Here is a 16,344-nt window from a genome sequence, read left to right as displayed (position 1 = left end):
GAAGGTTTTAATGTTAGATTACTATTTCAAAATCATAATTTTTTGCATCTGCTTTTCTTCAGCCATAATAAATTCCATCAAATAAAGTCCTGTTGGAAATTGACTGACATCCAATCTTATAGTAGATGCACCAGGCATTTGATTTCCAATTTCCTGCAAGTAAATTTTACCATTCAAATCAAAAATCTTCACTTTCCAATCTCCTTCTTTACCATCAATCTGCAAATCCAGAAACTGGCTGGCAGGATTTGGGAAAACTGTGAGTTCATATGGTTTGTCTTCCAGTTGTTCGGTAATCATTGGAGAGGCACTAAATCTACTACCAGAACCACCTCCACTTGTATAGGTAATCTCCACCGGAACATTATCAGCTCTGTTGGAATGAGAGGTCCATCGGAGGGAAATAGTATAATCTCCAGTGGATGGAACTGTGGTGGTATAGGTAATGGTTTTACTCCCTTTGCCTGTATTGCCGTCATGCAGATAGTTTGCTCCATGGTAACCACTGGTATGTGAACTGGTGGTCCAGCTTCCGGTAGTAGTTACGCCACTGGCATCTGAATTATCCAGAATAATATCACTTTGCCCGGATTTGGTTAATTGGACGGCATCCACAATTACATAACCATTGGTGTTATCTGTGCGAATGGTTACACTCACCTGAGTACCTCCATCTATAGAAAATGTTCCCACTGAATTCCATTGACCACCATTCACTTCCTGGTTCACAGTGGTATTGAAAGTCTGGGTTTGGGGCTGGCTGTTATTGTTTAAAGCAACATTGTCATAAGTAGCGGTGGCAATAGTGCCATCATTATGAGATGTAAGACATAAACCTACAAAGGTATTGGCACTCATGCTAATGGTTACATTCCCAATCTCTGTCCAGTTGCTGCCATCATTTGAATAAGAAGAGGTGAATACATTACCAGTCCTGTTAATTTTCACCCAGATCGGAGCGGAAATTCCAGCAATTTTTGTACTTGAACTCGATGAACCGGTTCCAGTTCTTCTTTGGAAACTCACGCCATTGGCAGAAGTTATTACACTCATCGCATGCTTCGAATTGCCATTCAGGCTTTCTCTGATCATTACTCCGGCTTTTGCCCATGCATTTGTATTAGTAAGGCTGTTGACCTGAGCAACAATTTCGCCATCGCCATTTAAGGATTGATAGACAAACTGGAATTCATCGGTATTTCCCCAAATATCCTTACCTGAGCCATCTAGTGTGAAGGTACCACTGCTATATGAAGCATCTCCTGTAGCGGCTACATTGCCTATGTCTGCATTCAACCATGGAGAAGGCAGACCTCCTCCAGCAATTTCTTGCACTTGGAAAGACTGATCTTCATCAGTGGCCGCTTCATAATTATCATCACCAGCATGACTTGCTCTGATGGTCACAGTTCCTGCACTTCCTGTTAAAGACACCGTATTTCCGGAAACACTTGCAGGTCCAGAAACCACTGAAAAAGTAACTGCCAGACCAGAACTGGCTGAAGCAGTCAGGTTGAAATCAGGATCCCCAACAGTTTTATCTGAGATTGCATCAAAAGTGATGGTCTGACTAGCCTTATTCACCACTAAATTCTGAACAACATCTGCAGCCGGGTTATAACTGATATTTCCAGGCTGACTTGCAGTAATGTCAGTACTTCCTGCGCCTACAATGGTCACTGTATTACCCGAGATTGTGGCTACTGTTTCATCCGAACTGCTATAAGTGATTGGCAATCCGGAACTACTACTTGCATTCAGGTCAAAATCTGCATTACCAAAAGTTTTAGCAGCCAGACTATTAAAAGTAATGGTCTGATCTTCTTTCGGACATGCTGCTTCAATCACTAAAGTAGCAGTACTCACATCACTTGAGCTAGGGATAGCAGGAGTATAACCAGATTGTGGATTTTCGGTTCCTGCTACTTTAATCTTTATTTTACCGTTTACAGCTCCAACTGGTACTTCAAAAGTCAACTGATTGCTGTTGTTTACCGAAACATTATTGGCTGGTAAAGTACCTACAAATACGGTTTCCACATTTTCAAAACCACTTCCATTCAAAGTCACCGTTCCACCTTCACAAGAAGTCGCAGGGGAAAAGTTACTGATTTTGGGATAAGGTGAAGCAATACAATCCTGTACGGTGAAATTGGTATTTCCACTCACCTGCGCAAAACAGGGAACCAGTAATTCCGTACCACCGTTTACAGCGGCATTGTTTTGAACCACTACATTACTACCGCCTTTACTGGCAATTACTTTCAATCCTCTGGTCATAGGAGATCCGCCACCAGTATTGATATTGATGTTATTGGAAATATTCAAATCAAATACCCCCCAAAAAGAATTATCGGTACTTTTATTGGACATTACGGTAATGATCCCTACACCTCCCAGGTCATTTCCTGAAATTTCCACATTTCGGATATCACCGGCTTTCCAAATTCCAATCATAGGATCTTGTCCGGATAAAACGTTGTTTCGGATAATAGCACCATCCACTGTAGTACCTCCACAACATTCCTGTAAAAGAATTCCTTCCCCATCTACCGAATGTTGTTCTTGTCCGGTAAAAACGTTTTCAAAATAATCATTATAAACTTCTATCTGATTGCCCTCTATGGTCACATTGTGTCCTGCCCAGTCAATTCCCCTGTTTTCAAAGGTCTGGTCTGTTCTGGGCGACTGATAACCATTGGAAGAAGCAAACCTGAATTTATTGTCCTGATCATTAATCACATTATTTTTAATGACCATTCCTTTTCCAGCGGCATGAATACCCACTCTGTTTGTTTTAAACATCCAGTTACCTAAAATTTCCACGCCTTCCACAAAAGAAAGAATTTCAGTATCCTCTGTTGCTCCCCACACATAATCACCTTTGTTTCTATTTACTACAATACCATACTGATCAGAGTGTCGGAAGCTTACCCTTCTGTCATCTGTGCCATTATTTTCCAGTGAAAAAGTCTGGCTTGTATTATTGGCATTTTGAATAATGTAACTCGAAAAAGTATGGTTATCGGTTATGGCATCATTCATCCGGTTGTTGGCAATAAGGATATTTTTTGTACCTAAAGCCGAAATGTTGGCTCCGGCATAAGCATTAGGTAGCCTTTGCCATTGGTGTTGGAAAGATTCAGGTATATTGCTGAATGGTCTTGCTGCATTATTCGTCCTTGTTCCGAAGAAAATCATATTTTCTTTTTCGGTGGCAGGCTGTCGGGTGGAGTAGCCTGGTTTATTTTCCAAAGGTGCCCAGCAGTAAATATGCGCCCGGTTAATGTCCAGATAAACGACTCCGATATTATCAGCACCATCAAAAGAATAAATTCTTTTAAAAGCAGTGTTATTTGGTGTACCATTTCCCGAATCATTAAAGATATATTCAGGGAATTCCAGTCTGGAAGGTGGTGCAAAACTAGCATTTGTAGCATCCGTAATGGCAGGCGTTTCTCCTCTCAATATTACGCCTTCTTTTAGTTCAATTCCATCTTCACTGGTTCCCGGATCGATATAATAAGTTCCGGATGGGAAGAATACCACACCACCGCCAGCAGCATTAGCTGCATCTACTGCATTTACAATGTTAGTGAAGTTGGAACTTCCGTTGGTAGCCATATCTCCACCAGCCACTACACCATAATCTTCTACATTAAATACATTACTCCAGGCTAAATTATTTGTCCAGTGATTGCCCGGTGTCGCAGGATAAACTACCGCAAAAGGATTGTCCGATGGGAAACTGATACAATTATCACCAGCAGCTCCTGTATTAAAATTATCAGTAGAAGAATAATCAGAATTGGTTTCTGTGCCTTCACAATAGGTTCTCACCTGCCATTCGTAATTGGAAGAAGCATCCAGGTTATAAATTTTATAAGTGGAATTTCCGGCAATTCTATCATTCCAGGTAGATGTGCCAACTTTTCTGTAACGCACTTGATAATTGGTTACTCCGACAATCGCATCCCATTGGATTTCAGCCGAACAGGAAAGTAAATTGGAAGCACTTAAATTAACCGGAATGATATTACAGGAAGTATAAGTGGTGAACTCCGGTCCGTCAACTTCCCCAGAAGTTGCCCAGGATTCCGAACCATTGGAACAGAATACATTTACTTTCCATTCGTAAGTGGTGGTTTCCTGTAAGCCTGAAATTTCAATGGAAGTAGAATCGTGTGTACCACCCGCACCTAAAACTGTCCAGTTGGTAGTGCCTTCTTCCCGGTAACTGATTTCATATCCAATTGGTGTTTCAGTACCTGCATTCAAAGACCATTTTAAAGTAGCGCCATTATTGGCTAAATTTTCAACTTTTAAATTGATTGGAATTGCACAGGATTGTGGTGTGATATTGTAAACTCCAATTCTGGTGGCACTTGGCAAATGTCCGGCTTTAAAAGCCTTTGCTTTTAAGGTAACAGAATTGCTGAGTGTAATACTTCCCGAATAAACTGTTCCGTTTGATTCAGATGGTTCGGTGCCATCCAGTGTATATCTGATCTCATCTGCATCGGCAGCTGTGATGGTAATTTGCTGATCACCAATATAATCTCCTGAAACAAGGTTGAACTGGGGAATTTCCGTTGTTGGAAGATTGGAAATGACCACCTCTAACTCAGGCGTATTGTCAGCAGCTTCCCTTGAATTAAATATCGCAAAGGGAGAAGATGTAGTCAGATTGGCGATTACAAAAGCCAAAGTATCACTTCCAAGTGCTTTCTGAATTTTGATATAATTGGAAATATCCCACTCATACCACTGGTAATTTTCATCAATAATGGTGGTACTGGTAATTTCATTAGCTTCTTTGGTTGGACTATTCTCAAAAGTCAAACTATTTTCACTCCATCCGGTCGCAGAAACTTCATAAATTCCAGCTGGAATATTGGATTGGGTATTATCCCCCAGTTTTCCGTAATACCTCAATTTTGCACTGGTAATGCTATTGGTAATACTACTCAAAGCTACTTTTATGTAAGCTTCCCGATGACTGCCATCTATGCGTTTTACATAAAGATTGGCCTCACTCCCATAGTTGGTAGTCGGGTTGGATTGGTGAATGTAGGCATCTTCCAATACCTCCAGGAATACACTTCCATTGGCGGTGGCACTGGCTTCATTAGAATATCCGGAAACATTTCCCGAACTATCCACTGCAGCAATCTGGTAATAGTAAGTTCCACCACTGTTAATTTCCGAATCGGCAAAAGTGGTGTTGGCTGCATTCACATTCTGAATCCAGTTGGCATCGCCAGGAGTAAAACCTGCGGTAGCAGATCGATGTACCCGATATACCGCCAGATCAGCATCCGAACCATAATCCCAGCTAATTTCAATGCCTCCATCAGCACCGGCTGTTGCAGAAAGCCCGGTTGGAGCAGCAGGTGAGGTAGCATCGCCATTGGTATAGGAAATGACCAATTCAGCAGCATTTCCTGTTTCTTTAGAGGAAACGTGAACTTGCTTATCCGATATTGCAGTATTGCCAAAAATCAGATCAATAGCTCCGGAGCCGGCAAAAATTTCCCTTCGCACATAACTGGTAATGTCAACCTCATACCACTTATAGGCTACTCCATTTATTTGCATGATGCCTAATGCTTCCCCTGTGTTTCGGGTATTTACATTCGTTCTCAGGTTATAGGTAATGGAATTTTCCTGCCAGGGGGAAGACTCGTATGGCAAATGGAAAACACCAAATGGAATGGTCTCATTGCCTTCCGAAACTCTTGCATAAACCCTGAGTTTTACGTTTTCAATAATCTTCTGAGAGAAATCTGAAACATCGAAGCGCATATAACTTTCATAAAGTTCTCCATTGGCCCGATGAACCAGAGAAGTAGCCGTTCCATAATTGGTATCCGGGTTATTGGCATCTACCCAGGCATCAGCAACAGGTGTATACAGGTTACTGGAGAAGGTAGAAACCGCAATTTCCGCAGAAGGTACAGATTCGTTGGCCGATAAATCCTTTGCTGTGATTTTGTAGTAATAAGTGGTATTTCCTGCCAAATCATTATCCGTATAAGACAAATCAGTAATTCCGGTAGCGATTAAATTTCCGGAAGAGGGCGTAAAACCACTGCTCGTACTTCGGTAAATATAATAACCATACAAATCCACATCAGGAACAGCATTCCATTGTAAAGTGGCCGAAACACCTGTAGTTTCCACCACAGTCACTCCAGATACAGTTGCCGGAGCAACATCATCTCCATCGATATGGGCTATTTCAAGATAAGGACGGTTAGTGCTACCTGCTTCACTGGAATAAAATTCATTGGGTACACCATTTTTCCAGGTTCTCGATCCAATCGCCAGATTCAATTCTGTTTGACCAGCCAGTATTGCTGCTTTCACATGATCGGAAATATCGAAAGCATACCAGGCCCAACTGTCAGTAGTTAGTGTGTCCAATGCTAAAACCGGTCCGCCATATCGGGTGTCGATATTTGGGGCATTGTCCCAGGTGATGGTTGATTCCGACCAGCTTTCAGTACATTCCATAATCCCAATGGGAATGACTTTGGTTTCCCCTCCACCTCTTCGGCCTTTCATTCTCAGTACAGCAGTCACCGGAACTTTATCGAAAGTAGACAGGTCAATTTTCATAAATGCCCTTCTGATGGCGCCTCCACCTCCTTTTATTTGTAAGATGGAATTGCTGCCATAATTGGTGGTTGTAGCGCCCGCATCTACATGGGCATCTTCGCTGAGGAAGAAACTGGTAAGATCAAGGGTTGACCCACTAATGGAAGCAGTAGGAGCAGATTCATTGAAAGCGCCATCTATGGCGGTAATTTTATAGAAATAAGGTTGCCCTGCAGCCAGTCCGGCATCATTGAACTCACTTACCGTCAGTCTTTCTGCAATCAGGTTTCCGGGGGAAATCGTGAAGTTTTCAGTAGTACTTCTGTACACATTAAATCCAAGGAAATCGGAAGCCCCATTATCATCCCAATCCAGTTGAATTTCTTCCGCGGAAATAGGATTGACCACTACATTTGCCGGTGTATTTGGGGCAACATTGTCACCATTCGTTACGGTTACCGTCCCAATGTTCGACCAGGCTACATTTCCCTGCAAATCTTCTGCCCTTAATTTCACCTCCATATTCGTTCCGTTCTTGGCATTGAGCCATTCGTAAACAAAACTGCCATTTTCCAAATCAGCCAGATCAGCACCTGAAGTAATATCTGCAATCCGGATATTGTCTACCCAGATTTCTACCTTTGCCAGTTCACCTCTTCTTTGTGCAACGGATGTAATTGCTGTTTCCGTAGAAGTTACATTTCCAGCTCCATCGATAGAAGATTCAAACTTATAACCAGAGGCAGTTCCTGCTGCTCCGGAAATGACTGTAAGTTTTCCACTTTTCCATGCCTGGGTAATTGGACCCAGTTCCGGATCGTAAGCAGTTGCTTCTATTCTGACTCCACTACCACTATTGATTGCCGAAACATTGTCTAACTGAGCAAGAGGAGGAGTAATAGAGCGATATGTATCATAATTATGGGTATCGTCATACCAGTTATAGGGAATCTGGCTGTTTCTGTACAGGATTGGAAAATCATTTGAATTGTTCAACTGCATTTTTACGAACTCCCCGGTACTTTCACTAATTCCTCTTTTGGTAGAAAGTGAAACCTCTCCACTTCCAATATTGCTTAAGTCAGGCGTTCTGTTTTTAATATCAGTTTTAAAAGCAGAAAAGCTTGGGAACTGGTCGGTTCGACTTCCTAACTCTCCAATTTCGATAATAAATCCTGCATAGCCCGAACTCGAAGTATTGTTTGTTTTATGTACATGTACATCCTTATTATCATTTTCATCGGTAGTCCACCATCCGCCATATTTCGCACCGGTACTTTCATCGTGCGCTACGGAACTGGAATAAACACCATTCACTAATCTTACTGAAACCCAGGAATTTTCATATTCAAAAAACATCACCTGATTTCCGGCATTATCCGTTTCTACCACCGGAGTTTGTACTCCACTTCTTTCACTCGCAGTAAGGATATAAAAAGCATTTTGAGAGGCTGGTTGTAAGTGAATTCTGATATTTCTGTATTGTCCAATCTGATGGCGATATTGTTTTGAAAAATTGATTGTACCATCTCCATTTGGTCGGTAAACCAGGAATCCTTCAGAGCCAATGCTGCTGCTGAAATGAGACATCCCATTGTCAGCCATATCTCCGTTAGAGCCGGAATAAGCAGCACTTGCCATTATATAATGATCGCCATAATATACAAATTCTCTGGCTTCAGGAGCTGATTGGTTTACATTAAATTGTCCGTAAGTATTTTTTGTACCCAGTACCTCAACATGTTTCTGCATGTCCTTTGTACCAATACCATATACAGCCTGAGGAGGACGATATCCACTCAGAAAAGAGATAAAAGCATCCTTGTCAGACACCTTTGCGGGAATAGAATATGTATCAGGAACTCCACCAAAAAAACGCAATCCCACCTGACCAGCTTCACTTGACCCTACTTTTACAAATCGCTCTTCATAAACCCTTTTTGAAGGAGGAATTTGAGAACCCCTGAAGTATTTGGCTGCCCCAGCCAATAGATACCAGTCTAATGCAGCTTTGGCTAATTCTTTGGCTTTTACCTCTGGTGCATAAGCATATAAATTGAGATAGGGCGCAATTACGTGCGGGTAATAAGTATCGGATTCCCATTCGCTGTAACCTACATTATAAAGCGTAGCTACATGATTGGTAATTTTACCATTTAATTCTGCACTGGCTACAGAATTATAACCCATTTCTTTGGATAAAAGATAAATGGAAGTTTCCCGCATCGATCGCAGGTTGTCCGTTCCCCGAATATCTACCCAGGAATTTTTAGCATCAGGCCCCCAGCCGGAAGCACCAGAATAAACCGGGTTTGCCCTGTAAAAAGGAGATCTTTCAGTATAATTATTATTGATGGGATCGCCTAAAATAGGAGTGGGCAGCACAGGATCGTTGGTACTGCCATTTTCCTCCCAATATTTGTGCGTCCAAAGGAAAATTCCTTTTCGCATATCTTCCAGGTAAGATGCCGTGACATCTCCTCTCAATTTCCCAAAATAGAAATATTTAGGAATTTGTCCTTTTAAGGTAAAGCTTGGATAAAGATCTACTTGTCTTGTGTAAGAGGCCATACTACCTCCCTGATTATCAGGCTCCATTAGGAAGTCTGCGCCAGAAGTAACATAAGAAGGAATATTATGGGCAGCACCATGGATTATGGTACTCATCGCTTTAGGATAACTCGACTTTTCATTTTCAAAAAATCGACCTCCAAAGTTGCCCCCGGTTGATACCTGTTTATTAACTTCTTTACCCACTTGTTTCCAGAACAAATTCTCCTGAGCCGTGGTGGTTGGTAAATTTTTTATAGCATCTAACTGTGCTTTGGTCCCAGCATCCAATCCCGGATAACTGTAAGGCGTTGATTTCATTTCGCCATTTTCTAAATAAATAGTTTGTGCATTCGCATTTCTCCCAATAATAATCAGGAGAAAAAAAACACAGCAAAGTTTAAAGGTAGGATAGATCCATAGGGGGACTTCCCCTGGATAAGGTGTGTAATATTTCATCTTCATAATTTGTGTTAATTAATAATGAGATAAAGGTAGGGGTAATCAGAAAAACTGAACATGTAAAATCATATCAGAAATGAGGAAAATTGAATCAAACAAAGTGGACAATTAATTTACAGAGATTATCCTATAGATTTCCATTGGTAAAATGAATAAAAGCGAATTAAATTTTTATATGAGCAATCCCCTTTTCAACTCGTCTTTTTAATTGATGGTTGGAGTATAATTGAATAAAATATACTTTGCAGATTTTTAATGATGAACTTCACAAAACTCCCGCATCGATTTCCCACATCCCTCATACCTCTCCACCAGACTATACATTTGCTCTGATTCACTCATTTTTTAGTCTTTGAAATAACAATATTCCCCAAAAAACACACTGTGAATAAGTGTTTAGTGGGCTGGATACAGTGCAAAGCCTAACTTTAATAAAATATGATCGGTTGGAAATATAAAAGAATAATCTACGGCAGAAAATAACCAAAAAAGATGAGTGGCATTCTGGGAAATAGTCCTTATTTTTAAGAAAAAGGGGGCTAGCGGGTATTTCCCCCGAAGGAGCTAAAACTGTAAGGCTATATTAGCACCAGTCAACATTTTACTTTGACTACCTTTTGAATAAGTTAAAACTCAAGATGTGCAGCAAAACTTGTGATAATTTATCAACTCTAAACTTAAAAGCCATTAATTTGTCCTTAAGTATAAAATTCTTTTTTCTTCTGTTTTTCATATCTCAACCTATAATATTATTTGCACAACAAATTTCTTCTAAAGGGGCTCCCTATTTTCGAAATTATAACACTAAGGAACTTGACTTTTCAGGTCAGAATTGGGACATAGTGCAAAGTAAAAAAGGGTTGATATATGTGGCAAATAACGCAGGTCTACTGGAATATGATGGTGTGGATTGGCGTCTCATAAACCTGAATAATCAGGGAGTAGTTCGATCTGTGGCAATAGGGAATGACAACGAAATATTTATAGGGAGGTATAATGACCTGGGTTATCTGGTGCCAGACGAAAATGGAGAATTACACTATTTTTCATTGAGAAATCAAATTCAGGATTCAAACATCGGAAATGTTTGGGATATAGCAGTCAATGACTCGGGTGTTTTTTTCAAAACAGAAAAAGGACTTTTTGGCTGGAAAGATGGTCAAATGGAAGAATTTAAATTAGACATAGAAATTATAAATCTATGCAAAACAGTTAGAGATGAAATTTACATTGTAGAAAACAATACAAAAATAAAAAAAATTGGACCCTCAGGGTTTGAGACAATCTATGATTCATCATTTTTTAAAGAACATCATATATCAGATATAGTCGCCTTTGGAGAAAATGAACTCCTTATACTTACATATTTAGGAGGGATTTTTTATACAGAAAATGGCACATTAAAAAATTTAAATGTTGAAACTTCAAAAATTTTAAAGCAGGCTTCAGCCACTAGTTTGCTTACCAATGATGTTAATAAAATTGTCGTGAGCACAATTAGACAGGGTATTTATATCCTGAACGAGAAAGGAGACATCATAAACCATTTCGATGAGGAAATGGGTTTGATCGATAACCATATTTGGAAAGTATATAAAGATTTCCAGAATGGGATATGGGCAGTTACTAACAATGGTATCTCAAGAGCAGAACTGTTTTCCCCTTTTTCAATCTATGACGAAAGGCATGGGATAGAAGGTTATGTGAATGACATCCATATTCAGGAAGGAGATGTTTACCTGGCTAATTTCAATGGGATACTAAAATCGAAAAAGGAACTTGCTAAAGTAAAATTTGAGAATATTTCACCTCCTTCTATAACAGGAATTGGTTCAAGAATGGGGATAAGTTTCTTAAAAATAAATGATAGCATATTTACGGCAACAAGAGCCGGGCTGTTTGTTTTTACCAACAATAAGCTGGTTCAACAATTCAATCTTGAAAGTGGAGCATTGTATCGTTCAAAAATCGATACCAACAGGATATATGTAGGGTTATTAAGGGAAGGATTGGCTTCTTTATATCGCAAGAACGGAATATGGTCAATCGAAAACAAATTCAGTGGGTTAGAAGACGATATTCGCAAAATAAGAGAAGACGAATTTGGTAATCTGTGGTTGGAGCCCCAGGTGGGCGGTGTTTGGAAAATAGATAGAAAATCATTAGAAGACCCAAAAGGATTTGATAACATTAATGTCAAACACTACAAATCAGGAAAGGAATTACCACCTGAATATCTATTTCTGAAAAGTATTAAGGATAAGGTCTACTTTAATATAAATGATATTTTATACAGTTATGACCAGGTTAATGACACTATTGTGCCCGATTATTCAATTGCGAATTTATTTGACCTTAATAACATTACACTAAAACCTGAAGATGCTCAAGGCAATCTCTGGTTCAAGTCATTTATCCAAGAAGGTGATGAAAAGAAGACCATGTTTAGGGCTAATAAAATTACTGACAGCACCTATTTACTTCAACAAATTCATGATGAAAGAATTACCCAAAAGAGGCTTGGGGTAGTATTATATCCTGAGAATAAAGACATAGTTTGGTATGGAGGAGAAGGAGTAGTTATCCGACATGATCATTCTTTGCCTGGTAACCATGATTTGGCTTTTAATACACATGTGAGGTCGGCAAGTATCAGATTGGATTCTACCATCTATTGGGGGAATGGTAAAATGAACAAAAGTAATATTTCCTACGATTTGAACGATATCCGTTTTGAATATGCAGCAACAAGTTTTGATGATGAAACCAAAAATGAGTACAAGGTCTATCTGGAAAGTTTCGACAAAGATTGGTCAGAATGGACATCGGAAACCCAAAAAGACTATACCAACATTCATGAAGGGGATTATACATTTAAGGTAATTTCTAAAAATATTTATGGTACAATCGGGAAGGTGGATTCTTATTCGTTTACCATACTTCCCCCATGGTACCGTACTTGGTGGATGTATCTCATTTATACTTTTGTGGCGGTTTCACTCATAGTCTTTTTTGTAAAATGGTACTCAAAGGAATTAAGACGCAAAAATGTAAAGTTAGAAGGCATAGTCAATGAACGTACCTTGGAGATTATTCAGAAGAATGAATTATTAGATCGGCAAACCAAAGAGTTAGTCCAAATCAATGATTCAAGAACACGGTTCTACTCTAATATATCCCATGAATTCAGGACCCCACTCACTGTGATAATCGGGATGGTTGAACTGCTCAATAAATCCATAAGGGAAAGTGAAATCGACCTGGACAACAAGCCTATCAATATGATAAAACGCAATGGGCAAAAACTTTTACATTTGGTTAATGACCTTCTAGATCTTTCTAAACTGGAAAGCAATAAGATGGAGTTGAAGTTAGTTCAGGCAGATGTCATCCCTTTTGTAAAATACCTTAGTGAAAGTTTCCAATCATTGGCAGAAACTAAAAAAATCAGGCTATCGGTCCATAATAACCTTAATGAGATAATGATGGATTTTGATGCTGATAAAATGGCCACTATCGTTTCAAACCTACTTTCCAATGCTTTTAAGTTTACAAATAATAATGGAAAGATCAGGGTAGGTATTGATAAAAAACACGAAAAAGGGATAGATTTTTTTGAGCTAAAGATCCAAGATAATGGCATAGGGATATCAGAAGGGAAAATAGATAAATTGTTCGACCGGTTCTATCAGGTGGATGGTTTGGAAACTCAAACTGATCAGGGTACAGGTATTGGTCTTTCCCTAGTAAAGGAATTTGTAAAATTGATGAAAGGGGAAATAGAGGTCCAAAGTAAACCTAAAAAAGGAAGTACTTTTATAGTCAGGATACCTATAACCAATAATGCTGAGGTTATTGAAGATGTACATAGTTTAAAAGCCGTGGAAACCATTTCGCCAAACGAAGCAGATAGGGAGGAGCAATTTAAAATTGAAAATATAAACGATAGATTGCCCTTGGCGCTATTAATTGATGACAACTTAGATATTATCCAATACCTAAAGTCATGCCTCTATTCCAGATATCAGGTCATCAGTGCCAATAATGGCATTGCTGGAATCGAACTAGCACTAAAAACATTGCCTGACATAATTATATGCGATGTAATGATGCCGGGGAAAAACGGGTTTGAAGTATGTGAGACGCTAAAATCACATGAGATAACCGACCATATTCCGATCATCATGCTGACTGCCAAGGCTGCTGATAAAGATCGTATAACTGGTTTTTCATATGGTGCGGATGCATATTTGCTCAAGCCTTTTTTAAAGGAGGAACTGGTGGCCAGGATCGAACAGTTAATAATCTCAAGACAAAAGTTACTGAGAAAATTTGAAAATGAAGGATATAGGGAATTGTTGGACAATAAACCTGAAAATCCTGAAGCAATATTTTTGAGAAAAGTTGTCAGCTTAATTAATGAAAATATAAGGGAACAGGATTTTGGTCCAAATCAACTTGCCGCCTCATTGTTCCTAAGTGATTCTCAACTGTACAGGAAAATCAAGTCTATAACAGGTAAATCTGTGGCCATCTTCATGCGTTCGATAAGACTTCAGCAAGGCAGGGATATTTTGAGGACCTCTCCTGATAGGACCGTGTCCGAAGTGGCATATGATGTTGGTTTCAATGATCCTTCCTGGTTCAGTAAGGCCTTCAAAGAGGAATTCGGCATAGCACCAAGTAAGGTAACCAAACTATAATATGGGTACCTTTTTAGTAGAATCCTGATCACAATAAAAAATTCAATCCCCCAAAAAAGTATCCATCAAATTCCAAATTCAAAAATAGCAGACTAAAATAATTTTTGTAGTTAATTGATTATCAATGAATTATATCAAATGAAAAAATACTCCAAGCTTTTGAATAAATGGTACATGCCATTTGTTTGTCTAAGGGCTTACTTAGCTTCATGATTATTCCACATTATAAATAACTCACACTGAAACAAAAGTAAAACCCTAAATTTAAGTATCATGAAAATTCAAAAAAATCTTAGAGGCATGGTCATACTGCTATTAACCATTATTGGTTCAATAGAACTTTCTGCCCAGGCAAGCTGGAAAATAATTGATAATGATTATTCAGTTTTGGTAAGTGGGAAACCGTATTATTTACAAGCCCATTACAATGATTTTTTCTTAAAATATAAAAGTCAAGATTATGGGATCAACCTGAAATGGGGCAGGACCGATTTCCCTAATATCATTTTTCATAAATCTGGTGGTTTAAAGGAGATAAATTGTGGTGATAAGGTTGCCATTTATGTAAATGGAGGTGGATACCTGAAATATAAGAAAGAAAAAAGTGGTATGAACCTGGAATGGTCCAAAACACCGGTTTATGAATGGGAATTACGATCTGAGGAAAATAAAAAAGGAGCCCCGATAAGAACCAATAGTTTAGTGGGTATTTTGAACCTGATTGAGAACAAAAACCAAGGTAATTTTATGGTTTATTATCCCCAAAAAAATAGTCCTGTTGTAAACCTAGGTTGGTTTGGAGGTACCACAGATGAAGTAAAGCTGCCGAGTAACCTCAATTATACCAGTTTCATAAATTGTGCAGTAAAGCATGAAGAAAAACTATTATTGCTCCAAAAAACAGTGATAGCTCCTTTAATCAGGTAAATCTATTGGCTCTGGCAAATTGGACTATAAAATGTAAGAGGGCAAGTTTGTGACTCTAATATAACAATGCACCAATAGGCTCTCCAGTTGGATAGATATTCTAGGCTTTCACACTATAGCGCTGGATTCATTCAAAATTTAGTCCAAAAGACCTATAGTAAATACCATCTAAAAGGTAAACTATATTCCTTCATTTTTTGATGAAAATGAGATCACAAATTAGCTGCTTATAAAGCCCGCCTTTATAGCAACTTAAATAATATTTTTTATTGAAGAATTCTAACCAAAAATCATATAAATCATGAAAACGCCTAATAAAATCATTTTTCTACTATTATTTATTTCAATTATTTTCAGTTGCAAAGAAGTAGAACCAATAGACCCAATTATACCCTCAACCCAGGAACCTGGAATAAAAATATTCGGTACATTTAATTTAACCTCCAATTTAAACCTTGAGGAAATCAATGAACAATTTGTAGAATTATCTTATGATTTGGCAGGTACTGGAAGTTTAAATTTAATGGAAATAGCAAGTATCCAACTCAACTACAAAAAATCCATTGAAATTATCAACGATAGTAGTAATGAAAGACCAAGTAAAATAAATAGTAGTACTATAAATAAAGGAACTTTTAAAATCAAGGGAGAATCCGGGGAGGAAATCTATGGAGATTTTGGAGGACATTTAAAGTCAAATAAAGCTGGAACTGAAGAATATATAAAGGCCTACATTGTGAATGGTACTCATCAATACTCTGATTGCAGAGGGAGTTTTACATTAACATTTGTAAAAAATAATTTTCAAAATGGAATAATTAAGATAGATGGGAAAATTCATTTAAATGAAATATCCCTGCCTAAATAGGAATAAGGAACGATAGCAGCTCCTTAAACTTTGCAGATTAGGATTAGGAAAAACTATTGTTGCATTTGAAAATAATATCAACCCCTTTAATTATTTAAATTCCATTGGTCCAGGTAAAATGGACTGATGGAATAAATTGGGGGGAGTATAGGACTTTCCCCATAACAATGCATAGCCTACCGATCTAATTTTAAGTATTGGTTATTTTAAACATCTGGGTATCTAAATAAAAAG

At 38.5% G+C, this 16,344-nt stretch carries 4 protein-coding genes; 3 read left to right on the top strand and 1 reads right to left on the bottom strand.

Going from position 1 to position 16,344, the window contains the following annotated elements; translation table 11 throughout:
* Positions 1-21: 21 nt before the first annotated feature.
* A complete protein-coding gene (locus A3EM_RS43005) occupies positions 22-9,615 on the bottom strand; it encodes a CBM96 family carbohydrate-binding protein (protein WP_083925269.1) in 9,594 nt (3,197 codons plus the stop codon).
* Between the two features lie 839 nt (positions 9,616-10,454).
* Here A3EM_RS43005 and A3EM_RS0119600 point away from each other — a divergent pair.
* From A3EM_RS0119600 to A3EM_RS0119590, 3 genes are all read left to right on the top strand, one after another.
* Positions 10,455-14,315: a hybrid sensor histidine kinase/response regulator transcription factor gene (locus A3EM_RS0119600; protein ID WP_169513389.1), complete on the top strand. Its 3,861-nt coding sequence runs from the start codon at positions 10,455-10,457 to the stop codon at positions 14,313-14,315.
* 273 nt (positions 14,316-14,588) lie between these two features.
* The gene (locus tag A3EM_RS0119595; protein ID WP_020529942.1) at positions 14,589-15,242 is read left to right on the top strand and encodes a hypothetical protein; all 654 of its coding nucleotides are present in this window, start codon (positions 14,589-14,591) and stop codon (positions 15,240-15,242) included.
* 301 nt (positions 15,243-15,543) lie between these two features.
* Positions 15,544-16,110 carry a hypothetical protein gene (locus A3EM_RS0119590; protein WP_020529941.1) on the top strand — a complete coding sequence of 189 codons (567 nt, stop codon included), beginning with the start codon at positions 15,544-15,546 and terminating at the stop codon, positions 16,108-16,110.
* Positions 16,111-16,344: the final 234 nt, after the last annotated feature.

The organism is Flexithrix dorotheae DSM 6795 (assembly GCF_000379765.1).
Lineage (GTDB): Bacteria > Bacteroidota > Bacteroidia > Cytophagales > Flammeovirgaceae > Flexithrix > Flexithrix dorotheae.
Note: the sequence above shows the minus strand (reverse complement) of the source record. Positions and strands in the feature narration are given on the sequence as shown.

Excerpts from the sequence above, each read along its gene's own strand:
- A3EM_RS43005 (WP_083925269.1), bottom strand. The coding sequence starts at position 9,615 with ATGAAGATGAAATATTACACACCTTATCCAGGGGAAGTCCCCCTATGG.
- A3EM_RS0119595 (WP_020529942.1), top strand. The coding sequence starts at position 14,589 with ATGAAAATTCAAAAAAATCTTAGAGGCATGGTCATACTGCTATTAACC.
- A3EM_RS0119590 (WP_020529941.1), top strand. The coding sequence starts at position 15,544 with ATGAAAACGCCTAATAAAATCATTTTTCTACTATTATTTATTTCAATT.